We start from the raw sequence: 23,379 nt of genomic DNA on the forward strand, positions 1-23,379 counted from the left end.
TTTCTTTAATTTCCAATGTCGGATAGTTATGCAAAGATTATACTTTCTTCATACAAAAAAGCCTGAACCACAAGGTCCAGACCTCTTTCTTATTTCATTTCCTCTTTTAACACTTCAATTGCCTTTTGAAGCTGGGTATCATTTGTTTCAATCATTTCTCTCAGTTTTTCCATTAATTTTATAGTGGAATTCCCTTTTAATATACCATCTGCTGGTAAATTATTAGCGGTTTGAAAACTGATAACAGCCGACTGGGTTGTTTCATCAAAAAAACCATCTTGTCGGCCTGGATCAAAACCGATTGCCTTTAGCATTTTTTGTGCAGACTCCACTTCCGTGGAAGAGCTAGAAAGCTTTAGCTCTTTATCTGGATTGATAATTGGTAAAGAAGCGTACTCCGGAAGCGGCACTTCGAAATCAGGTTTAATACCCTTTTTATGAATCCAATTACCATTTGGGGTCAGCCATTTGGCCGTTGTAAATTTAATATTTGATTTATCAGGGAAATCCTTAGCCGTTTGGACGGTTCCTTTTCCAAATGAGGTTTCTCCTACCAATTTTACTCCTGCAGATTCACTAACAGCTCCCGCAAGGATTTCTGAAGCACTGGCACTTCCTTTATCAATCAATACCACTAATGGAAAATCAGGATTTCCATCGTTTTGTGAAGGATACTCCTCGGTCTTTCCATTACGATCTTCAACTTTTAATACCAGTTTCCCTTTCGGAACAAACATGCTTGAAATACTAATCGCTTCATCTAATAAACCACCAGGGTTTTGGCGTAAATCCAGAACTAAGCCTTTCATGCCTTCTTTCTGAAGTTCATTTAACTTTGCTGCAAGGTCCTTTGATGTATTAGTCGAGAAACTAGTTATTTGAACCTTAGCTATCCCATCACCCACCATTTCACCATAAACCGTTTCAATCGGTATATCGTCACGTATAATTGGAACCTTTACCGGTGCATCGGTTCCTGGCCGTTGGATGGTTAACTCAACCTTTGTACCTTTTTTACCGCGAATGATCATTACTGCTTGAGTCGAAGTCATTCCCTGTAGACTTTTACCATCTACCGACATGATAATATCATTCGGTTTCAAACCTGCTTTTTCTGCAGGTGATCCTTTGATAGGTGAAACTATCGTAATATGTCCATCTTTTTCTTGAATTTCAGCACCAATTCCTTGGAACGATGAGCTAATTGAACTATGGAAGTTCTCTGCTTCCTCAACGCTCATATAATCTGTATAAGGATCGTCCAGAGCCTTTACCATACCATCAATCGCACCGTTGATTAGTTTTTTCTGGTCAAGTTCCTCAAAATAACCGCTCTTTAATGTATCGTAGGCTGTGTATAATTTATTAAATTCTGATCTTTCTGTACCTACAGTAATAACCTTTTCATCTCCGAATGATAGAGCAAATGTGGTAATACCAGTAGAAAGTAATACAAGGAAAAAGAGTATTAATATAAAATGAAATTTTTTAATGTGTAAATATCCAGATTTTTTTTCTGTCACTTGTTCTTGTTCATGTTGCTGTTCAACGTTTTGTTCATCCAAAGCCTTCACCACTTTCATTGTCAAAAAAATAATATGTAAAACTAGCCCTTAAAGATTAGAATAACATCTTTTATTAAAAAATAAAAAAGAAATGTTATTCATATAAAAAACCGGCACATCCTGCCTTAGGCGTGCCGTACTTTATTGTTTACATTTTCTTTACTTCATCAAAGTATTCTTCTAATGTCCAATTATGCTCATACATGATCGTTGCAGCTTTTATACCGACATAGCGAAAATGCCACGGTTCATACATATAGTTGGTAATGTCGATTTTTTCTTTGGGATACCTTAGTACAAACCCAAAGCGATGAGCATTATCCTTCAGCCATTTTCCTTCTGCTGTATCAGCGAAGGCTTCGTTCAAATATAATTTATTGGATTTGCTGGAAATATCCATCGCTAGCCCTGATTGGTGTTCACTGGCGCCTGGAATTGCTACTGCCTCAGCAGCCTTTTCTATCCCTACTCTATTTACTTCAGCTTCAAACAACGATTTTTGCCGGATATATGAGCGGTACCCCGAAATTGCAATAAGTTCAATTCCGTTCTTTTCTGCATTCGAAAACATTTTCTCAAGAGCAACAGCTGCTTCTTTTCTCATTAAACTTTTTTCTATTTCCACCTCACCAAATGAAAACTCAACATTTGGTCTAACCAAGTCCTGAGGGATATAATCTTCAGGCAGGAAAAAGTCTTTGTTAACCAATGCCATCACATTAGTAGAATTTTGTATCACATTTTTACCATCTACTTCTTTTATATCATTGAAAAATATTGATTCCAACCTAAGTGGATCATTTATAGGAGATACATCTTCTTGTGACTGCTGTTTCTTACCAGAGTCATCTGCAGTAAACGGAAGCTTGTTTAGAATTGTATTGATTTGACTGCAACCGCTAATTAGAATAGTTGAGATCCCTATCGTTAATAAAGTTTTCCAACCCATATTTTCACCTATCTATCTTTCATCTTCCTTTTTGCACTATATCTATTTTTCCCAAAAAGGTCAATATGAAAACCTCTTTCAAGTATTGAAAGAGGTCGTTTTTCCTATTCTTTTGTGGCAGCTTCCAATGCAACTTCAATCATATCGTTAAATGTTAATTGTCTCTCTTCAGCCGTTGTTTCTTCACCTGTTAAGATATGATCACTTACAGTTAGAACCGATAATGCTCTGCGGTTAAACTTAGCCGCTAACGTATACAATGCGGTTGTTTCCATTTCAATTGCAAGAATTTGATATTTGGCCCATTTTTCAAGCTCAGCATTATCATTATAGAAAGAGTCAGCTGTGAAAATGTTCCCTACTTTAAGATTTAAACCTTTTTCCACTCCTGCATCATAGGCCTTTTTGAGCAAATCAAAGTTAGCACATGGAGCGAAATCAACTCCGCCAAAGGTCATACGATTCATGTTGGAATCCGTTGAACTTGTCATCGCTAAAATAACGTCACGAACTTTTACATCCTTTTGAATAGCACCACAAGTACCGACACGGATTAAATTTTGAACATTGTAGCTGTTCATTAATTCATTCACATAAATGGAGATAGATGGAACTCCCATTCCTGTCCCTTGAACAGAAATTCTTTTACCCTTATACGTACCCGTAAAACCAAACATATTCCTTACTTCATTATAACATTTCGCATCCTCTAAAAAGGTTTCTGCAATATATTTAGCCCTCAGTGGGTCTCCAGGCAGTAATACCGTTTCTGCAATTTCATTTTCCTTGGCACCAATATGTACACTCATTTTAATATCCTCCAATCATTTAAGTGAAGTAATTACCTCACACTTGTCAATATATCATAACCATTTTCGATTGAAAAACCATTGACTGAAATGGTCATGATTTTCTTTATTTGTGGGAAGCTATTTTTAGATTATCCAAAGGAGGTATATAACATTATGGGAAAAAAGCATCGAGCACAAACAAATCGACCAAAGAAAAATAATCACATTCCGCCCGAGGCAATAATCGCAGAACACGAGGCACACGCAAAAGAAAATAGTGCTGCTGGCGGAAGAAAAAGCAGAGGTTAACATAACAAAACCTAAGGACATACTCCTTAGGTTTTGATTTATCTAATATGGATTCGATTGACAGGCTGCCAGCCGCCTGGCTTTAGTTGATAGTAATGCTGACCGCCGCGGCCTTCATCAATTAAGATGATATCTCCAGTAGAAAGAAATCTTCCCTTATAATTCAATGGTATTCGATCAGTCACATTAAAGAGACTGAATGTTTCCTGCAAACAACTTTCATGGTTACCTGCACGAATAAAGGTACGATACACTTGTTTGTACCCTTTGTATTCTCTATACTTTGGAGTTTGAAAGATTGTCACATCATATTGAATATTTGCTCTTCTGGTAATCGCCTTGATCATCTTATCCCCTCCAATCATTAAAATAAATGTCATTACTTTAATAATTAGAGATAAACATGGTAGAATCCTCCAAAGAAATCCGTCTTTTTTTGTCGACGATTAGGAATATCTCTGAATAACGCTTTGAATTTGCTGTTGAAGGTTGGGAATATCCGCAGATGTTACGGTTATTCTTACATTGGATTCATCTAAACCAGCTGCTTCTGCAAATAATCCTCCCAAACCACGAGCACGACGATCAACCTGTAACAGTAGTTCAATTGCACCATTTCCAGATGGCCGCATTACTACTTCAAGCTCATCTAATCTGCCGCGGAAAGGCCCAGAGGTCGGTACATATTCAAATTCTTGAACAAAGGGCAAGCGTCCTCGAACTTTATATGAAGCTTCTTCACAATCCGCCTCGCGTAAACGGAACCCAAGACCGTCTACTGCATGAAAGATCTCATTCATTAATGGATTAGGTACAACTTGAATAAAGTCTTTATCACCAGGGTCCACTGCATTTTTTATATCTAGACCTGTTGTAACCCAGATTTTAGACCTACCAATTGACAGCGGTGTGTCAAATGGAAGCTGGAAGGAAAAAGGTATTTCTTTTCTCTCATTTTTTCCGATGGTAAAAGGAGTGGTAATTCGGAAACGATCGATAGTAGCTGTCACCGTATACTTTTTATCATCTGATTCTTTCAAATAGGTAGTATTTAATGCTAAATAGATATCATCTACCTGCTGGTCTACCTTTCCACCTCTGATTTCTACTACACCGTTAACCGTCTCTCCCGGCATATACCTATCCCTTTCAAGCTTCGTGTCCACTGTAGCAGAACCTATTCCTACACTAGCAAATACTTTGTCAAAAAAAGACATTTTCATATCCTCCTTATTTTTCAATTAATAATTTCATATCTGACTTTACTTGTGCGCAACTTTCATAACATTCTCTTAGTTGTAAAAGCCTGCTTATAATATGTTTCGCATGAAGTGAAATTGCCAATTCTTCTTCCCAGCTGCTTTCTTTTTGGTTTTTTGGAAACGTGTAGTTGGAATAAAGTAAAAACAACAAGAAATGACCAAGACCAAAAAAATCAGCTTGGGGATTTACCTCTTTTCCTAAATTTCGCTTTGTCTGATTATCCCTGTCATGACCACATTTCCGCGTAAGTCCTAAATCAATAAGAGCAATTCTCGAATCATCGGCAATCACATTCGGGATACGAATATCTCTGTGAATCAGTCGGTGTTCATGTAAATAGTGAATGAGCTCTAGTAATTTATAGGCGATTACAAAAGCTTCTATTTCGGTATACTTCTGACCATCTTGAAAAATTAATTGTTCAAAATTTTTCCCTTTCATATACTCCATGGTATAAAATGGAATGCTTTTATAGATTCCATCCTCATAATATTGTGGAAACCCTGGATGTTTTAACGATTTTAGTATGGTTTTTTCAAGCTCAAAACCTTTTTTTCCCGACTTTTTAATTCTTTTATGGATACGTAATGCTTTTAAAACTTTCTGCTGCTGTGATACTTGATCCATTACTAAGTAACTATTTCCGTAACTTCCAGTACCTAGATGGCTGATAATTCGATAGCGTTCAGCAATGATTTCATTTTGCTGAAATCCCTTTTCCATCAGGTTTGCAGCACCTAAAATAATTCTTTTAAACATATAAGGTTAACTGCTAAAGAAGCTAGAAAAACTGCCACTTTTATGTTTCTTTTTATAGTGGTGATGTCCATAATGCTTATGTTTGTGGTGTTTCATTTTTTTCCAAGCATTACTTGAATGTGAATACTTTTGATGATGAGATTTACTTCCTAGAATCGATTTTAAGATCTTTTTTAGCATCATCATTCCTCCTCAGCCTCGTTGTATGTAATACGCTAAAAAAATAGGAAAGTTTCACCCTTAAATAGAAATTTTTTTCACAAACAAAAAGCGAGCAGTTTCATATGCTCGTCTTTCGTTTTTCCTTATTAAAAAGATGAATAAAGTACCGTGATATTATACTTATTCATCTTCGACTTCTTCGTCGATAATACTTTTCTCGATGAGATACTCGAAGGTGATATCAGCGATTTCTTCCAATTCTTCTTCCGTAGGAACGTATCCTCTTTTCACCAGCTCATGAAAGAAAAATTCAGCAATCTCTTCCGTATCAATAAATACTTCAATTTCTCTCATAGCATCGCCCCCTTTTTACAGAATGTATGATGAATTCTGCCCATTCATGCTATTTACTTCTAGAAGAATCGGTAAATATTCTACAGCTTAAACATAGAGAGCAAAATAAAAGATTAAATAAGTCTTTTTTTCTTAGGACATGCATAGGATAAATAGAAATAACGATAATGAGGTGATTTTATGTTAAACCTAACAGCAAAATTTGAAGCTATTATTGAAGATGTAAATCAGGATGATGGATTGATCATCACTGCTTTTGAGAAGATACTAGACGGACTTTATTTTCTAATAAAATGGTGCGGGATTCCCTTTGTTATTTTCTTATTCGTTTCGATATCCAGCTGGTAGAAGCTAGACATGGCTTTTACCATCGTCATTGACGACACTTTTTAATTTTCTCAGAATCACGCGCATTACTTGATAATACTCCTGGTCGTTAAACATGGTATATAAAATTTTGTAATCATTAAAAATATCTAATAAGTTATCGATTAGCTGTTTTTTTTCCTTTTTTCGCTCGATTTCTTCAAGTTCTGCTTTTCTGACGATATTTTTTTGTGTCTTTGAAATGGCAACCTGCTTTTCTTCATTATTGACTAAGTACAGAAGCCCTAACTTTTGAATAAACGTGTCCGCACTCTCGGCATCAGCAACGAGGGTCATTTCCTCTTCACCCGCTTCCAGCCATTCCCCGTCACTTATCCTTGATAGTTCGTAGATAACATCTTCCCAAGCATCTTCTTTGTAGCGCCAAATCTCTGTTCGAAACCCGACAACCTTAAAAAGGTCGGAGCCATAACCAGCAACCTGAACAAGATCACCAAAAAAGAATTTGTATTCGATATCAATTTGCTCCTGTTCCACCAACGTTCCTTCATATTCTGATAGAAGCTGTAGTCCTGATTCAACAAAAAGACCATCACTTTTATTTACTTCGTATACATAATTTCCGTCTATCAACTTGACATCAGTTACCTTGCCAACTGTACCATACATCGTTATCACGACCGTATCACCGACCTTATACTTCGGTATATTCCTTCTTTTCATATCCTCCATCCTCTCAATGATGAGTCGTGAATTTTGATTACAATAGTATATGCATACTTCCAGGTATCGCGCACAATGGAGAAAAGAAAAATCGCCTCTTTTTGCAGAGACGATTTTCACCTAACCGATTAACTTTCTTACTTTTAGGGGTCTACCCCTTAATGGCTTATTCTCCAGAGAACAACTCCATTGGAACAGTTACTAATTCTGACAAGACATAGAGCAATGATCGCCTAACTCTGTTTAAAGCGCTGTCATCTTCACTTAATAAAAATAGACTTTAATTAATTATCTGTCTGTTTTTATCGGGAGCAGAATATAGAGGTAAGACCCCTAGATTCCAATATTTCAGAAACCTAAACCCCTGAATAGGCCATAAACCCGCCATCAACAGGAACGGTAATCCCTGTTACAAATCCTGAACATGACTCATCAACAAGCCAGATCAATGTTCCTAGAAGATCCTCAGGTGTTCCAAAACGTCTCATTGGTGTATGCGTAATAATTTTGTTTGAACGTGATGTAAGTGATCCATCTTCATTCAATAATAGATTTCGATTTTGCTGCGTTAAGAAAAAGCCTGGTGAAATACTGTTCACACGTAAGCCCTTTTCAGCAAAGTGGACAGCCATCCACATCGTAAAATTATTGATGGCACTTTTTGCTGCACTATAAGCAGGAACCTTTGTCATCGGCGTATACGAACTCATGGATGAGATATTGATGATCGTTGGAGAATGTTGTTCTAATAGTTTTTCGCCAAACACTTGGCTTGATAGAAATGTTCCTGTGAAATTACTCGCAAAAACCTGGGAAAAACCTGCTTCATCAAGATCAAAAAAGGTTTTGCCTTCCACTTTTTCTCCATAGGTTTCATTTGCAGTAATAGCATCAGGATGGTTTCCGCCGGCACCATTTATTAAAATATCAATCTTTCCAAAATGTTCAATGATTTCATCTCTTGCCTTTTCTAACGAAGCACGATCAAGGACATTTGCTGCAAATGCAATGGCTGTGCCGCCATTCGAACGGATTTCTTCCGCGACCGCTTCCCCTTTTTCAGCGGTACGATTTAAGATAGCGACTTTTACTCCGTGCCTTGAAAGTTCCCGGCACATTTCGGAACATAAAACACCACTTCCACCAGTGACAACAGCCACTCTTCCATTTAACTGTTCATGTATAGGTAACATTACACGTTCTCCTTTCTCATTTTTAAATAGGCATCCCATAGACCGTTCAGATACATAATTCCAAGGGCTCGATCGTACAATCCATATCCCGGACGGCAATCTTCCTCCCAGATATGGCGGCCATGGTCAGGTCTTACATACCCTTCGTAATCTTGCTCAGAAAGCTCTTTGACCACTCCTGCAAGGTCAACCGAACCATCTGCATTAAAGTGAGACGTTTCAATAAAATCACCATTATCAAATATTTTCACGTTACGCAGGTGAGAAAATGGACAATACTTAGCGTATTTCTTAGCAAGAGCCACCATATCATTTTTCGGGTTTGAACCTAAGGAACCTGTGCAAAAGGTAATTCCGTTTGCAGGAGAATTAGAAATGGATATTAGTTTTTTCAAACTTTCTCCCCCTGTCATAATACGCGGCAGCCCAAACAAGCTCCAAGGTGGATCATCCGGATGGATCGCCATTTTGATGTCACACTCTTCACATACAGGGAGAATTTCTAATAAGAAATAACGCAGGTTGTCCCAGAGTTTTTCCTCATCAATCTCTTTATACGCCTCAAACAATTCTTGAGTGGCTGCTAATTTTTCAGGTTCCCACCCAGCTAAGGTCATTTTCGAAGAAACACTCGTAAAGGTTTCGATTAACTCGTTCGGTCCAAGAGAATCAAGCTTTGCTTTCTCATAAAATAGTGCTGTTGAACCATCTGGAAGCGGGTGAAATAAATCAGTACGGATCCAGTCAAAAACAGGCATAAAATTATAACAAATAACTTTTACTTTAAACTTACTTAAATTTCGAATGGTTTGTTTGTAATTTTCAATATAATAATCTCGCTCTTGATTACCAAGCTTGATTGATTCATGGATATTAACACTCTCAACTACATCCGCATGAAAACCATATGATTGGATATAGTCGACTTCTTCCCGAATTTCATCAATCTTCCAAACTTCACCAACCTGTTTTTTATGTAACGCCCAAACAATCCCTTTCACATTTGGAATTTGCCTTATTTGTTCAAGTGATACGGTATCATTATCCCTGCCATACCAACGAAATGTCATATTCATAAAAAGTACACCTACTCTTGTTAATTAAACTCTTTTGAATAATAGAAACCAGCTATTTATTTCATATTGAAAGGCCACTCAAAAACGATCAGTGCTTTTCTAACAATTTATGGTTTTTCTCAACAAAGGTAAAAGCTTCTTAAAAATCATGCAATCTTCAATTTTATTATTTGGGTTTATTACTTAAAGTAAGTAGGGTACTCTTTTCTAAGTTTTTCTTTATCCAAAATAATCATGGTTAAATGTTCCTTCATCATATTAACGGCCTCTTCCTCCATGTTATTTTTTATGAATTTCACAAGAAGTAAATGCTGTTGATAGATGTTATCCCAATTTAAATCGGTGGCTAAACGGAGCATCCGTAATCGTTTAAAATGAGTGTTCATACTTTGAATCGAACTCCAAATATTTTTTTTATTGCACCCTTCAAAGATAGTTTCATGAAATTCTTCATCTAGTTCAAAAAGCTTTTCATAATCTTTTTCTTTTATGGCCTTTTCTTGTTTCATTAAATTCATTTCTAACGAAAATAGCTGTTCCTCCAGAAATGATTGACAAGCTAACTGAATAACCGCAACCTCTAAATGCTCTCTCATGAATCGTGCTTCTTCCACCAGATTTAAATCAATTAACGAAACGGTCGTCCCCTTTTGAGGATAAATATCTAATAATCCATCTTGTGAAAGCTGAATGAAGGATTCTCTAACAGGTGTCCGGCTAACATTAAATTTCTCCGAGATTTCTTTTTCAGAAATTTTATCACCTGGTACAAGTCGGAATTTTAATATTTCTTCCATAAGAAGAGAATAAATCTGTTCCCTAGTTGTACCCGTTTTCATTTTTGTATCTATAATTTTCATTTAATTCCCTCTCCTCACTACCACACTACCATACTAGTATGCCACTGATTCTAACATATCCATTTTTATTTAAGAAGCCAATTTTGAAAAAATTCAAACTATTCTTTTTTTCACCCTTTTAAAAAGAAGGAAACCTTTGTCAGATAATCGAGTAGGAGGGGGACTAATCCCTCGCCTTCTCACACAATGCATAAAAGAAAAATCGCCTCTTTTTGTAGAGACGATTTAAAAAGTTTTACTCAGGTTTATTAACTTTCCGAAAGCAAATAAAGTTCCCAGGCTTCATCAAATACTGTCATTGACTCTAAGTAATGACCGTTCATTTCAAGGTAGGAACTGATTTCATGGTAATTCTCTGCTGTTTTTGGAAAGCTATGGTCTAAAAACGCATCATTTGCAAATGCGCTAATGGCGTCCTTTGGTTCCGGATGCCGATATTTCAATAAAAAGTGATAAAAAGATTTCCTCATACATTTCGCCTTTCTTATCTTGTTAGGTAAAATATTGTTAAAGATACTATAATGGACGCATGAATCTACGTCTAGAGTCTTATTTGAAAAACAGTCTAAAGAATGATTGGTATAAATTACATAAAATTGATATAATTTTACCAAATATACATAGAAACAGAGGTACAAACATTGGCTAAGAAAAAATTTCAATATTGGTTAATTCAGGTCTTGCTTATTTTAACCATCATTTGGGTTTCAACTAAGATATCCTTCATATTTGAACCAATCGGAATCTTTTTTTCAACCATCTTTTTCCCCATTTTGATTACAGGCTTTCTATATTTTTTACTCAATCCCGTAGTTAATTTCTTGCAGCGTCATAAAGTACCTAGACTGATAGCTATCATCATTATATATGTTGTGTTTATACTTGTCTGTGTACTTGCCATCGGAAATTTAATTCCGGCAATCACAAAACAATTTACAGCACTAGCTAATGAGCTTCCCGTGTATGCAGACAAAACGATGAAGTTTTTTGACAGTGTCGTAAAGTCATCGCAATTTAAATGGGTCATGGATGAACAAAAAGATATTCTTAAGACAGTACAGGAAAGACTATTAGAATTCGCAAATACGCTGCCAAACACAATTACCGGCAGTATTACGAATATACTTGGTGTGATTACCAATATTGCCATTATTCTCGTGACGGTTCCGTTTTTATTATTCTATATGTTTAAAGATGGGCATAGGTTCCCAACCGCAATCTCCAAATTTCTTCCCACTGCATACAGGCAGGAAGGTTTATCGATTTTAAAAGAGACGGGGGAAACACTCTCAGCCTATATTCAGGGACAGGTTACTGTAGCTTTGGCAGTAGGGACTCTCGCATTTATTGGATATCTGATCATTGATTTACCATTTGCACTTGTTATGGCCTTAATTGTAGCTTTTACCAACATTATTCCTTATATTGGTCCAATTCTTGGAGGAGCACCTGCGGTAATTGTTGCTTTATTTGATTCACCTACGAAAGCATTATTAGTGGTTTTGGTTATTCTTATTGCGCAGCAGATTGAAGGTAATGTTTTATCACCGCTTATTCTTGGAAAAAGCTTAGATACACATCCAGCAACAATTATCATTATCTTATTAGCTGCTGGAAATTTGGCTGGAGTCCTTGGGATGGTACTTGCAATCCCGTTCTACGCTGTCATGAAAACCATTGTATTGAACCTGGTAAAATTTTTACGAGCAAGAAAAAATGCTGCCAAATCCATTCAAACGGAATGATAAAACCCCTATCACCAGATAGGGGTTTTGATTATGAAAAGTCAAAGTAATTCCTCTTCAACAGTCTCGGCTGAGCCATTAACTCTTTATAGCTAATAGTTTTTCCAATTTTTTTCGTATCAATTAGAAATAATTGATCTTCAATTTCCTTTGTAATTTCATCTGTTTGATAAATCATCTTACATTCTTTACAATCAACCGCCGGTGTTTCTGTAATTTGAATTGCTCTTGTACCGTCTGGTAGTTCCCAGTAAACGGTATTTTCTCCCTTTTCAGCACCCAGACCACACCATTCACATACTAATCCCGTATTCAATCCTCATTTCCTCCTTCAAACTGAGTTGCTATCCGAATCATTTTTTTCAGTAGGTGCTGATTTGTTCTGTAATGCCTGAAATTTCTTCTCCTTCAATTCATCCCGTTTACTTCGTTTGTCCTTTAATGTAGAATGGTTTGGATTTTGATTGTATTCTTTCCGGCGATGTAGTCTTGTTAAACCCTCTGGGACAAGATTAAAATGCTGATCATTCATGATTCCTGCAATCCCAATATTTGATCGTTTTTCCTCCATATCTGGGTAAACCTCTTTAAAATAAGCCTCTGCTGTTCCAGGTTTATAATTTTCTGGTTCTGGATAGGAGGTAATAACTCCCTCAAAGTTTCTGAGAACAACCTTTTCTGCACTTTGCGAAATTAAATAATTCGGCTGAAGTGATATTTTCCCTCCGCCCCCTGGCCCATCTAAGACAAACGTAGGCACTGCATAGCCACTTGTATGACCACGCAAGCCCTCGATAATTTCAAGACCTTTAGAAACAGGTGCCCGGAAATGCCCAATTCCTTCGGAAAGGTCACATTGATAAATATAATATGGACGAACACGTATTTTAACGAGGTCATGCATAAGCTTTTTCATAATTGAGACGCTGTCATTGATTCCTGCTAAAATGACCGATTGATTCCCGACTGGGACACCTGAATTTGCTAGCATTTCACAAGCCAATTTCGACTCCTCGGTTATTTCAATCGATGTATTAAAATGAGTATTCAACCAAATTGGATGATACTTCTTTAAAATGTTACAGAGGTTTTCAGTAATCCTCTGTGGAAATACTACCGGTGCCCTAGTTCCAATTCGGATAATTTCAACATGGTCAATTTCGCGTAGATTTTTTAAAATGTATTCAAGGATATTATCATTAATAAGAAGCCCATCACCGCCAGAAATTAGTACATCTCGTACTTGCGGTGTTTGACGGATATAGTTAATTGCTGCATCCAGCTGTTTCTTCGGAACGCCCATGCCAATTTGGCCAGAGAAGCGTCTCCTTGTACAATAGCGGCAATACATTGAGCATTGATTGGTAACGAGAAACAGAACGCGGTCCGGGTAACGATGTGTTAAGCCGGGAACGGGTGAATCTTCATCCTCATATAAAGGGTCTTCAAGGTCATACTTCGTTTTATGGATTTCTTTAGAAATCGGAACAGACTGCATCCGAATGGGGCAGCGTGGGTCATCAGGATTCATTAGTGAAGCATAATACGGTGTTATATTCAGCGGTATCGTCTTTGTAGAGATTCTAACTCCCTCTTCTTCATCTGGAGTTAAATTGATTACCTTTTTTAAATCGTCTAGTGTGCGAATGGTATTGGTCAGCTGCCACAGCCAATCATTCCATTGCTCCTCACTTACATCTTTCCAAAGCTCTATATCCTTCCAATGCCTATCTGGCTTATATAATGTTTGTTTCATGTGTATTTCCTCCTTACCCTGCTTTACTAAGATAGTATGCAAGAATTATGCCAATGCACTTAGTCCGGGTAAGGATACTTTGCATTCCTTATCTTATAAAAAAACCGCCGATTTTTCGGCAGTTATTCTTGTATTTTTTTGATTTTATATTGTAAGGTTTGTCTTGGAATCTCTAAGAGCTTGGCTGCATGTTTGATATTTCCCGCTGACAATTCGAGGGCAGTGTCGATCAGCTTTTTTTCAAGCTCTTCGACATTTTTTCTTAAGGATAACTGGTTGTCACTAGTTTCATACCCTGCTGCCTGCTGCTTCATGATTATGGGCAGGTCCTTCATTTGCAGGATTTCGTCATCACATACATTCATCATGTATTCAATCGTATGCTTAAGCTCCCTTACATTCCCTGGCCAAGGGTAATTCATAAAGAACCCTTCCACTTTTTGCTCGATTCCCTTAATCTTTTTGTTCAATGACTTATTAAAAAAATCAATAAAATGCTTAGTCAAAAATAGAATATCTTCTTTCCGTTCCCTTATAGGCAGCAGCGAGAAGGTAAACACATTAAGACGATAATAGAGATCGGAGCGGAGCTTTTGACTTTGCAGCGCGGCAGTTGGATGGACATTCATCGCTGTAATGACACGGACATCAACCGAAATATTTTGTGAGCTTCCAACCCTTCGTACCATACCATCCTCTAAAACACGCAATAACTTTGCCTGAAGCTCAATCGGCATCGTATGAAGCTCATCGAGAAATAGTGTTCCTCCATCTGCCAGCTCAAATAGCCCTTTTCTCTCAACAGCGCCTGTGTAGCTGCCTTTTGCCGTACCAAAAAGAATACTTTCAAGCAGTGTTTCTGGGATTGCTGCGCAGTTTTGAGCAATAAAAGGACCGTTACCTCGATGGGATGCATGATGAATACCTTGTACAAACAACTCCTTGCCAGTTCCGCTCTCGCCATATACTAGAATGGGAGAATCTGATTTAGCTAATCTTTCGGCTTCATTCTTCATACTCAAAAAAGCTGGGTTTCTACTCTTTAAATCATCCAATGTATATTTAACGTTTTTTAACGCTTTTTTCTTATTAGTTTTATTCACATTCCTTTGTAAATCTAATAGACTTTCTGCTAATTGCTTCATTCGCGAATAATCTTTCGCAATTTCAACTGCGCCAATAATCTCTTTATCTAAAAAAATGGGAAGTGTTGTATTGATCGTATCAATTTGTTTTCCGTGGATATTCACATAAACCTGTGTTTGATTATAGATCGGCTTGCCAGTTTTAATCACTCGGAGCAGAGTGCTTGAACTCTCTGTTAAGGAAGGAAAGGCATTTAATAGATGTTTGCCCTGGACTTCTTTCACATCCATGCCGTCATGCCGAGCTGCGACTTCGTTATAAAAAATGGTTTTTCCTTCCGTATTAACCACATGAATTCCCTCATCTATCGTTTTCAGTATGGCTGAGAGTACCTCCTCCGTAAGTGCTGTCAGTTGAACCATTCTTTCACCTCCCGATAAAAGGTGCCGAGAATTCGTCACAAAAAGCCGAAAAATTAGCAGTTTGCCAGATTCTTCACCCACATATTCATATTCTCAAGCTTGTCAAAGATATAACAGTTATTCATTAGCCGCCCGCGATACTGATATCCGAGTTGGAATAACACCGCATTCATACCAAAGGATAAACTTCTTGCTATAGAATAGGCACAGTAAATTCCCTGTCGTTTAAGTTCCCTCTCTAGCTCGCGGAGGATTATTTTCATTAAACCATATGTTCGGTGTTCCTTTAAGGTTGCACAATCCGTTAATTCCGCATTTTTGTAAAAAGAATTTACTTCAGCTGAAGCCGCACTGACTATTTTCCCCTGGTGAAAAAAAACGTAATAAACGGTCCCTTCCTTCATAGTCTTTTTTACATATTCCGGGTCATGTAATGGTGTAGGATAAATTTGAAACACTTCACGATACAATTCCGAAAGCTCCTCCGCACAAGATTCATTTGCTTTTTTTAACTCATACTGGTTTGGGGGATAGGGTTTATCGGTAGTACTGTCTAATTGATAAATACTCTTAATCATTGCGTCCTCTGTGATCCAATGATTATTTTTCTTTCGTTCTATTGTATAAAACTTCGAAAAGAAATGAGCATGTGAACCAAGAAAATAACGATCAACAACAGCTTCCGGCTGTAAGCCTTTTTCAAAAAGTGGTAAAAAGTCTTCTGACCTCGCTTTCATTATTAATTTTTCCACTTGGTGTTTGTGTGCTAACTCCTCCACTTTCTCTAACAGTAACTGTAAATTACCACGGTAATCATCAATTCGAATTCTTTTATTAAAAGGATCCAGATACATTTCCAAAAAGAAATTACTCTCTTCAATTATCATAGTGGCGGCACTTTGGTTCATGATATAACTCCTTTCCGACCAGGCTGTTGAAAAAAATGCCTGACTGAATCAGCCAGACATTTTCTCTACTCTGTTTTAAAGCTGATCAGCTTTAGTTCTGTCATCTCTTCAACTGCATATTTAATGCCTTCTCTGCCCATTCCGCTCATTTTAACTCCGCCATACGGCATTTGGTCTACACGGAACGTTGGGATCTCGTTAATCATGACACCTCCCACCTCAAGTTTTTTGGCTGCCTGAAGTGCTTTATGGATATCATTTGTAAAAATGCCTGCTTGAAGTCCATACTTTGAATCATTTACTAGATTGATTGCTTCACTAAATTGATTGTAAGGATTGATATGAACAACCGGTGCAAATACCTCTTCACAACTTACTTTTTCAGAGGCCGGAACATTAACAAGTACCGTTGGTTGAAAGATCCCTTCTTCCGCTCTGCCGCCCAGCCTCAATTCAGCGCCATTTTTGACAGCTTCATCCACCCAACTTTGGGTTCGCTGCACATCTTCACGAGTAATCATCGCTGAAATGTCTGTTTCTACCTCTAATGGATTCCCAGCCTTTAACTTTTTCGTTTCACTAACGAACTGCTCTACAAAGGTTTCAAAAATATTTTCATGAACAAATATCCGTTGAATGGATATACAAACCTGCCCCTGATAGGCAAAGGCACCGTTCACAATCCTAGGGATCACTTGCTTTAATTGAACTCCTTCGTCAACAATTAATGCCGAATTTGAGCCTAATTCCAGCGTTACCCGTTTTAATCCTGAATTTTCTCGGATATAGGTTCCGACCTCAGGACTTCCCGTAAATGTAATCATTTTGATTCGGTCATCTTTTATAAGTATATCGCCAATGCTGCGGCCGCTGCCGGTGATGACATTCAGTGCACCAGCCGGTAGACCTGCACGGTGAAAATAGTGGGCTATTTTATATGCAGATAATGGCGTTTGACTCGCAGGCTTTAGGACCACACTATTTCCCGCTGCGATAGCCGGACCCACTTTATGAGCAACAAGATTCATTGGAAAATTAAACGGAGTGATGGCTGCTATGACACCTAAAGGTTCCCGGACGGTAAAAGCGATCCTGCCCTGTCCCCCAGGAGCGGCGTCCATTGGTACAGTTTCACCGTGAATTTTTCTCGCTTCATGAGCTGCAAAGGTATAGGTCATAATCGTTCGATCTACTTCTGTTCTAGCAGCTTTAAGTGGTTTTGCGGCCTCTAAACTTATGATTCTTGCACATTCTTCACGGTCATCCTTTAAAAATTGCGCCACTTTTTCTAGTATTTCAGCCCGTTCAAAAGCAGGAAGCTCTGCCATTTTCACTTGAGCTTGTTTGGCTGCATTTATAGCTGCTTGCACATCCTCTGGACTGGCAATACCAATCTGGGCAAGACTCTCCAAGTTAAACGGACATTTCAACTCCATATAGGAAGAAGCACTTCGAAATTCGCCGCCTATCCATAAATCTTTCTTCATCACAATCCCTCCAAATGAAAGACTCATTTTTTACTATTGTATAAAATATTACGAGTTAGAAGGGATTACCTATTACTCACTCACTTCACACCACTTCAATAGTGTCAGTGCAATAATCTTACTTGCTGCAAACAGATCCTCCAAAAGAATATGTTCATTGGCATCATGTGCGGTGGCCGTAATTCCAGGACCAAACACAACGACAGGCGTTTTTCCTACATTTGAAAGAATTCCGCCATCAGTCCCCCAAGGACTTGCTTCAATTACCGGCTCTTCTCCCTTAATGTCTACGAAACTCTGAGATAATGTCTTCATTAATGGGTGGTCCACTTCAAGATTTCCGGGCAGCCATCTTCCTCCAAACCATTCAATTACAAGTGGATTTTCTTGGAACCATTCATCTTGTTCATTAAGCTCCTTCATAACAGCTGTCATTTCCCTTTGAGCGGCCGATATGGTCTCCTCAGGGGAAACACCCATTCTTCCTTCAATGATAGCCAAATCAGGAACAGATGATGGCCATTCCCCACTATTTATTTTTCCTATATTAATCGGGATTGGGATTGGAATACTGTTAAATAGAGGGTCAGTGATTTTTAAATTCCGATTTTTCTCTAACTGCTGCAGTTTTTGTATCACTAATACAGCTTTTTCGATGGCGCTAATACCTTCATATCTCGTTCCGCCGTGTGCTGCCCTGCCTTTTACGGAAATTCTAAACCACATCGAACCCTGCTGCTTCGGGAAAATTTTCATTCCCGTTGGTTCTGGAATAATTGCCCCGTCTGCATGATAGCCCCTTAAAACAGCAGCGAGCGTACCAGCACCTCCACTTTCCTCTTCAATCACACTCTGAAAAATAACATCACCTTTTAGCTTGATTCCTGTAGTAATAATAGATTCCATTGCCATGATTAGCGCTGCGGTCCCACCCTTCATATCGGTGCTTCCGCGGCCATAAAGTTTACCACACTCAATATGCCCGCTAAATGGATCATGCTCCCAATTCTTCTCATCTCCTACAGGTACCACATCGATATGTCCATTTAGGATGATTGACTTTCCGCCTCCCGTTCCCTTTAAAACGGCAACGACATTCGGATTTCCATCAAAACTCTCGCGGTCACAGCAGAATGCCTCATGCTCCTTTAACTCTTCCCGGTCAATTTCCCAAATATCGAGATTCAACCCCAACTGCCGGCATTTTTCAATGATGACAGCCTGAGCACTGCTTTCATTTCCTCTTGTGCTATTCTCTTGGACGAGTATTTGTAGAAACCGTGTTCCTCTAGCACGATTGTCTTTCAGCCATTGCTTTACTATTTCTTCATGTTTACTCAATATTTTCACTCCTTCCATAAAAGAATGGGTGAGATTAATAGGTTATATTTCTGATTGTATCACTTACTATAAAATCACATTTCGTCTTATTGGCGACCTCCTGTAAATCGTATGGTTCGAACAATTCTGTTAACCGTAATCCTTCCGGAGTTACTTGGAATACAGCCAATTCGGTGATAATCATATCTACACAACCAGCAGAGGTTAGAGGCAACGTGCAGGCAGTGACAATTTTTGGATTTCCTGCCTTATCACAATGATTCATGGTGACAATTACTTTTCTTGCTTTCTGGGCAAGCTCCATTGCACCGCCCATTCCAGGGACTTTTTTGCCTGGAACAATCCAGTTAGCCAAGTCCCCCTGTGAGCTAACTTGTAGTGATCCTAAAATTGTTATATCCACCCGTCCCCTGCGAATCATCCCAAATGCCACAGCACTATCGCAGTAGGAACCTCCTTTGTTCAAGGTAACTGGAAATCCACCTGCATTACATAAGTTCTTATCTTCTCTCCCTTTTTCAGGGCTTGGTCCCATTCCTGTGATCCCATTTTCAGCATGAAACATGACCATCATGCTCTTCGGTAAATGATTGGGAACTAAGGAGGGAATGCCAATACCGAGGTTTACAACCATTCCATTGCGGATTTCTTCCGCTGCTCTTCTTGCAATCATATTCCGATAATCTACTCCCAAGCCCATTTCCAGTTCACTCCCTTCGAAGGAATAATATGATCTACGAACACACCAGGGGTGATGATTTCATCAGGGGCAAGGCTTCCGAGCGAAACGATTTCCTCAACCTCTGCAATGGTGATATCTCCTGCCATTGCCACTAGCGGATTTGTATTCCGGGCACTTTTGTCATATATTAAATTTCCATAGGGATCTGCTTTTTTGGCATAAACAATTGATATTTCTGCAGTTAAAGCTGTTTCAATTAAGTAGTCCTTTCCGTTGAGGAGAAAATGAGGTTTGTTTTTGGATACAAGTTCATTATCCATTCCAATGTCGGTAAGAATTGCAGGAAGACCAACTCCTCCTGCACGGATTCTTTCTGCCAAAATTCCTTGCGGGGAAAATTCCACCTCAAGCCTGCCTTCGTGCATGAGTTTACCGGCAATGGGATTGGAACCAATATGCGAGGCAATCACCTTTACTGCCCTTTCCTGACTGACTAGCTTTCCAATGCCAATATGTGGAAATCCAGTATCATTTCCGATTAATGTGATGTCCCGTATCCCTTTTTCAAGTATGCCATCAATGAGTGTCGGCGGGGAACCGACACCGCCAAATCCCCCAAACATTAACGTCATTCCGTTATAAAAGAGTTCCATAACCTTTTCTAAGGTTGTAATCTTTCCAAATGGATTCTCCATTTAAACACCACCCGAATTCATTTGCTTTGAAAAATCTTCAAATGTTTCTGCTAACAGGGAGACTAATTCTTCTATTTCATTTTTCGTAATCGTTAATGGCGGCGAAACAATAATCGAGTCACCGCTTACTCCGTCCATACCTGCACCTGCAGGATAAACGAGCAGCCCTTTTTCTTTTGCAAGGGAAATCATGGTTTGGGTTACCATGGCTTTTCTAGCAAAAGGAGTTTTATTCGCAGTGTTCTCTACAAATTCAATTCCAAGCAATAAACCTTTCCCCCGTATATCACCGATAAAAGAAAATTGTTTTTTTAAAGGGAGCAGAAGATTCATTAGGTAATCTCCCTTGGATTCTACTTCACTAACAATCTTGTTTTTTTCCAAATACTCGAGCACGGCGAGAGAAACGGCACAGGATAGTGGATTTGCACTTAAAGTATGTCCGCTCATCACCACTTTTGTCCCCGCTAAAATGGGCTCAATAACCTTTTCACTTGCAAGAGCAGCTGCTATAGGAGCATAGCCAGCCCCCATCCCTTTACCTAAAGCCACAATATCGGGAATAACCTCATATTGTTCCATGGCCAGCATCGAGCCTGTGCGCCCAAATCCTGTCATCACCTCATCGGAAATCAAAAGGATATCATTGTCATCACAGATTTTTTTAATTACTTTAAAATAATCCTTTGGTGCAGCTATCGCACCGCCGGCCGCTCCAATTACCGGTTCCGCTATAAAGGCGGCAATATGATGTGCACCAATGCGTTTAATTGCATGTTCAAGCTCCTGAGCACAAAGATATCCGCAGGAAGGTGACTCAAGGCCATAAGGGCAGCGGTAGCAGTATGGGGGATTGATAACCGGAAATTCCTCAAGCAGCGGAACAAATCGCGCTCTTCTAGCTGTATGACCTGACAAAGAGAGTGCACCTAAAGTGATTCCATGATAGCTGACCCACCTTGATAACACCTTCGTTTTGGTTTGTATTCCTTTTTCCTGCCAATATTGAATGGCCATTTTCATTGCCGTTTCAACGGCTTCTGACCCGCTATTAACAAAGAAGCACCAATTAAGGTCTCCCGGCGTTAGTGCTGAAATTTTCTCAGCAAGCTTTTCGGCTGCTTCACTCGTAAATTGTGAACGATAAACAAATGAGATTCTTTTCGCTTGTTCCTGCATCGCTTCGATGATTTCAGTTACTCCATGGCCAATATTTGCAGTAACAGCACCAGAAGCCCCATCAAGATATTTTTTTCCTTCCCGATCATACAAATAAACTCCTTTACCATAATCAATCATTGGCAAGGTATCATCGAGTGATGGTTTTATTAGATACGTCCGTTCCAACCTGACACCACTTCCCCTTTTAGTTCATTGTATGAGCAAGTTTTTTAATACTTTCATCTTATTTATCTTAAAAAGAGCTTTGTAATCATTCCTAGTCCCCAGGCACCCTTTATCTACATAACTCTAGAAAAATGAGAAAACTATCTTTTACTTTTTTGGCTCATTCATATAGAATTACACTTAGATTTACTTAAGGATGGATTAAATGAATAAATCGAACAAGCCAATATCTAAAAAAAGAGAATTATCAACGATTCAATTAATTGTCGTTTTTTACTTATCTGCTTTAATTATTTCGACATTCCTTTTATTAATACCATGGGCACATCGTGAAAATGTTTCCCTTAGTTTTATTGATGCGTTATTTACTTCTGCCAGTGCGGTCAGTGTAACAGGTCTAAGTGTCATCTCGGTAAAAGATACCTTTAATAATTTTGGTATAGTTCTCTTGTCTATTATCCTCCAAATAGGCGGGTTAGGCGTGATGTCTCTAAGTACCTTCCTATGGATTATGATTGGAAAAAAAGTAGGATTAAGGGAACGGCAACTAATCATGGTCGACCAAAATCAATCAAATTTATCTGGTTTGGTACAGCTCGCAAAAAGGATCTTTATTACTATCATTTCCTTTGAAATTATCGGCGGAATCATTTTAGGTTTTCGTTTCTTAACATACTATGACAGCCCATTGTCTGCTTTTAAACATGGATTTTTTGCCTCTATTAGTGCCACGACTAATGCAGGATTCGATATTACAGGAACATCGTTACTACCATTTAATAATGACTACTTTGTTCAAACAGTAATTATTTTATTAATGATTATCGGGGCTATAGGTTTCCCGGTTATTGTTGAGGTTTATGAATATTTTTTAAGTTTAAAGAGTAAACGCAGGTATCATTTCACTTTATTTACGAAGTTAACCACCGCCACATTTGTCATTCTAACGATTGCAGGCGGTATTATCATCTATCTACTCGATAGTTATCACTTCTTTTCCGAAAAGTCTTGGCAAGAAATTTTATTTTATTCGCTATTTAATTCCACCACCACCAAAAGTGCTGGGTTAGCAACAATGGATTTGAATGAATTTACACCGAGTAATCAGATTTTTATGTCGGTATTAATGTTTATCGGCGGTTCACCGAGCAGCGCCAGCGGTGGAATTCGGACCACTACGTTTGCAATTGTTTTACTAGCGATTTTCTTTTATGCACGAGGAAAAGGTTCAATTAAAGTATTTAGAAGAGAGCTGCATACGGAGGATGTTATTAAATCATTTATCGTGATTTCCACAGCCGCCTCCCTCTGTTTAATCTCGATCTTAATACTATCTATAACTGAAAAAGGAACACTGATCCAGGTGGTGTTTGAAGTAACGTCAGCGTTCGGAACCAATGGTTTATCAATGGGTTTAACACCGATTTTAACCACGTTCGGGAAAATACTCATTATCTGTTTGATGTTTATCGGAAGATTAGGGATTGTGACGTTCCTGTTGATTTTAAGAGGTAAAGATAATAGCAAGGAAAAAATTCATTATCCAAAAGAAAAAGTTACGATCGGGTAAAGGGGGATT

The 23,379-nt window shown here is 38.4% G+C and carries 26 protein-coding genes; 4 read left to right on the forward strand and 22 right to left on the reverse strand.

Translation table 11 applies throughout. The features are described from left to right. Nucleotides 1–89 precede the first annotated feature (89 nt). From QNH29_RS20350 to deoD, 3 genes are all read right to left on the reverse strand, one after another. Nucleotides 90–1,583 (reverse strand): lmo1851 family serine protease, encoded by a 1,494-nt coding sequence (locus QNH29_RS20350; protein WP_283861146.1) that lies wholly within the window; start codon nt 1,581–1,583, stop codon nt 90–92. A 130-nt stretch (nt 1,584–1,713) separates the two neighbouring features. Then, nucleotides 1,714–2,514, reverse strand: coding sequence for a M15 family metallopeptidase (locus tag QNH29_RS20355; protein WP_283861147.1), 801 nt, complete (start codon nt 2,512–2,514; stop codon nt 1,714–1,716). Nucleotides 2,515–2,618: 104 nt separating this feature from the next. Continuing rightward, a complete protein-coding gene (deoD, locus tag QNH29_RS20360) occupies nt 2,619–3,323 on the reverse strand; it encodes a purine-nucleoside phosphorylase (protein ID WP_283861148.1) in 705 nt (234 codons plus the stop codon). Between the two features lie 156 nt (nt 3,324–3,479). Between deoD and QNH29_RS20365 the strand changes: the two genes are divergently transcribed. Then, nucleotides 3,480–3,614, forward strand: coding sequence for a hypothetical protein (locus QNH29_RS20365; RefSeq protein WP_283861149.1), 135 nt, complete (start codon nt 3,480–3,482; stop codon nt 3,612–3,614). Between the two features lie 38 nt (nt 3,615–3,652). Here the strand turns inward: QNH29_RS20365 and QNH29_RS20370 are convergent, their stop codons facing one another. The 5 genes from QNH29_RS20370 to QNH29_RS20390 form a co-directional block, all read right to left on the reverse strand. Further along, on the reverse strand, nt 3,653–3,961 hold the full coding sequence (locus QNH29_RS20370) for a YodL domain-containing protein (protein ID WP_283865693.1): 309 nt from the start codon (nt 3,959–3,961) through the stop codon (nt 3,653–3,655). Nucleotides 3,962–4,060: 99 nt separating this feature from the next. Then, a complete protein-coding gene (locus QNH29_RS20375) occupies nt 4,061–4,831 on the reverse strand; it encodes a sporulation protein (RefSeq protein ID WP_283861150.1) in 771 nt (256 codons plus the stop codon). Nucleotides 4,832–4,844: 13 nt separating this feature from the next. Then, the gene (locus QNH29_RS20380) at nt 4,845–5,636 is read right to left on the reverse strand and encodes a serine/threonine protein kinase (protein ID WP_283861151.1); all 792 of its coding nucleotides are present in this window, start codon (nt 5,634–5,636) and stop codon (nt 4,845–4,847) included. Nucleotides 5,637–5,642: 6 nt separating this feature from the next. Beyond that, on the reverse strand, nt 5,643–5,816 hold the full coding sequence (locus tag QNH29_RS20385; protein WP_283861152.1) for a hypothetical protein: 174 nt from the start codon (nt 5,814–5,816) through the stop codon (nt 5,643–5,645). A 162-nt stretch (nt 5,817–5,978) separates the two neighbouring features. Continuing rightward, nucleotides 5,979–6,152, reverse strand: a complete 174-nt coding sequence (locus QNH29_RS20390; RefSeq protein WP_081954691.1) for a YozD family protein — start codon at nt 6,150–6,152, stop codon at nt 5,979–5,981. A 180-nt stretch (nt 6,153–6,332) separates the two neighbouring features. Between QNH29_RS20390 and QNH29_RS20395 the strand changes: the two genes are divergently transcribed. Continuing rightward, nucleotides 6,333–6,500: a hypothetical protein gene (locus QNH29_RS20395; RefSeq protein WP_283861153.1), complete on the forward strand. Its 168-nt coding sequence runs from the start codon at nt 6,333–6,335 to the stop codon at nt 6,498–6,500. Nucleotides 6,501–6,503: 3 nt separating this feature from the next. Here QNH29_RS20395 and QNH29_RS20400 read toward each other — a convergent pair whose 3' ends face one another. The 5 genes from QNH29_RS20400 to QNH29_RS20420 all read right to left on the reverse strand — a co-directional run bounded on the left by QNH29_RS20400 (nt 6,504) and on the right by QNH29_RS20420 (nt 10,801). Next, nucleotides 6,504–7,211, reverse strand: coding sequence for a hypothetical protein (locus QNH29_RS20400; RefSeq protein ID WP_283861154.1), 708 nt, complete (start codon nt 7,209–7,211; stop codon nt 6,504–6,506). A 347-nt stretch (nt 7,212–7,558) separates the two neighbouring features. After that, complete coding sequence (locus QNH29_RS20405; RefSeq protein WP_283861155.1) at nt 7,559–8,395, reverse strand: SDR family oxidoreductase; 837 nt, start codon at nt 8,393–8,395, stop codon at nt 7,559–7,561. After that, nucleotides 8,395–9,471, reverse strand: coding sequence for a mannonate dehydratase (gene uxuA, locus QNH29_RS20410; protein ID WP_283861156.1), 1,077 nt, complete (start codon nt 9,469–9,471; stop codon nt 8,395–8,397). The genes QNH29_RS20405 and uxuA overlap by 1 nt, the downstream gene beginning before the upstream one ends. A 179-nt stretch (nt 9,472–9,650) precedes the next feature. Next, nucleotides 9,651–10,331 (reverse strand): GntR family transcriptional regulator, encoded by a 681-nt coding sequence (locus QNH29_RS20415; protein WP_283861157.1) that lies wholly within the window; start codon nt 10,329–10,331, stop codon nt 9,651–9,653. A 248-nt stretch (nt 10,332–10,579) separates the two neighbouring features. Then, nucleotides 10,580–10,801: a YozE family protein gene (locus tag QNH29_RS20420; protein ID WP_283861158.1), complete on the reverse strand. Its 222-nt coding sequence runs from the start codon at nt 10,799–10,801 to the stop codon at nt 10,580–10,582. A 171-nt stretch (nt 10,802–10,972) separates the two neighbouring features. Here QNH29_RS20420 and QNH29_RS20425 point away from each other — a divergent pair, with 171 nt between their 5' ends. Further along, entirely contained in the window at nt 10,973–12,076 is a 1,104-nt protein-coding gene (locus tag QNH29_RS20425) for an AI-2E family transporter (RefSeq protein ID WP_283861159.1), read from the forward strand. A 31-nt stretch (nt 12,077–12,107) separates the two neighbouring features. On the opposite strand, the gene QNH29_RS20430 is transcribed toward QNH29_RS20425, so the two are convergent. From QNH29_RS20430 to QNH29_RS20470, 9 genes are all read right to left on the reverse strand, one after another. Then, nucleotides 12,108–12,392: a YokU family protein gene (locus tag QNH29_RS20430; protein ID WP_283861160.1), complete on the reverse strand. Its 285-nt coding sequence runs from the start codon at nt 12,390–12,392 to the stop codon at nt 12,108–12,110. A 15-nt stretch (nt 12,393–12,407) separates the two neighbouring features. Beyond that, nucleotides 12,408–13,832 carry a lysine 2,3-aminomutase gene (gene kamA, locus QNH29_RS20435; RefSeq protein WP_283861161.1) on the reverse strand — a complete coding sequence of 475 codons (1,425 nt, stop codon included), beginning with the start codon at nt 13,830–13,832 and terminating at the stop codon, nt 12,408–12,410. Nucleotides 13,833–13,954: 122 nt separating this feature from the next. Continuing rightward, complete coding sequence (locus QNH29_RS20440; protein ID WP_283861162.1) at nt 13,955–15,340, reverse strand: sigma-54 interaction domain-containing protein; 1,386 nt, start codon at nt 15,338–15,340, stop codon at nt 13,955–13,957. Between the two features lie 53 nt (nt 15,341–15,393). Further along, nucleotides 15,394–16,248 (reverse strand): putative beta-lysine N-acetyltransferase, encoded by an 855-nt coding sequence (ablB, locus tag QNH29_RS20445; protein WP_283861163.1) that lies wholly within the window; start codon nt 16,246–16,248, stop codon nt 15,394–15,396. 65 nt (nt 16,249–16,313) lie between these two features. Next, the gene (locus tag QNH29_RS20450; protein ID WP_283861164.1) at nt 16,314–17,735 is read right to left on the reverse strand and encodes an aldehyde dehydrogenase family protein; all 1,422 of its coding nucleotides are present in this window, start codon (nt 17,733–17,735) and stop codon (nt 16,314–16,316) included. 72 nt (nt 17,736–17,807) lie between these two features. Then, nucleotides 17,808–19,076 carry a peptidase gene (locus QNH29_RS20455; protein WP_283861165.1) on the reverse strand — a complete coding sequence of 423 codons (1,269 nt, stop codon included), beginning with the start codon at nt 19,074–19,076 and terminating at the stop codon, nt 17,808–17,810. Between the two features lie 34 nt (nt 19,077–19,110). Continuing rightward, nucleotides 19,111–19,776 carry a 3-oxoacid CoA-transferase subunit B gene (locus QNH29_RS20460; protein ID WP_283861166.1) on the reverse strand — a complete coding sequence of 222 codons (666 nt, stop codon included), beginning with the start codon at nt 19,774–19,776 and terminating at the stop codon, nt 19,111–19,113. Then, nucleotides 19,761–20,453, reverse strand: a complete 693-nt coding sequence (locus tag QNH29_RS20465) for a CoA transferase subunit A (protein ID WP_283861167.1) — start codon at nt 20,451–20,453, stop codon at nt 19,761–19,763. The genes QNH29_RS20460 and QNH29_RS20465 overlap by 16 nt, the downstream gene beginning before the upstream one ends. Further along, nucleotides 20,454–21,800, reverse strand: coding sequence for an aspartate aminotransferase family protein (locus QNH29_RS20470; protein ID WP_283861168.1), 1,347 nt, complete (start codon nt 21,798–21,800; stop codon nt 20,454–20,456). It abuts the gene before it with no gap. Nucleotides 21,801–22,005: 205 nt separating this feature from the next. Here QNH29_RS20470 and QNH29_RS20475 point away from each other — a divergent pair, with 205 nt between their 5' ends. Next, nucleotides 22,006–23,370: a TrkH family potassium uptake protein gene (locus QNH29_RS20475; protein WP_283861169.1), complete on the forward strand. Its 1,365-nt coding sequence runs from the start codon at nt 22,006–22,008 to the stop codon at nt 23,368–23,370. The last annotated feature ends 9 nt before the right edge of the window (nt 23,371–23,379 follow it).

The sequence above is a fragment of the Neobacillus sp. DY30 genome (assembly GCF_030123065.1).
Lineage (GTDB): Bacteria > Bacillota > Bacilli > Bacillales > Cytobacillaceae > Neobacillus.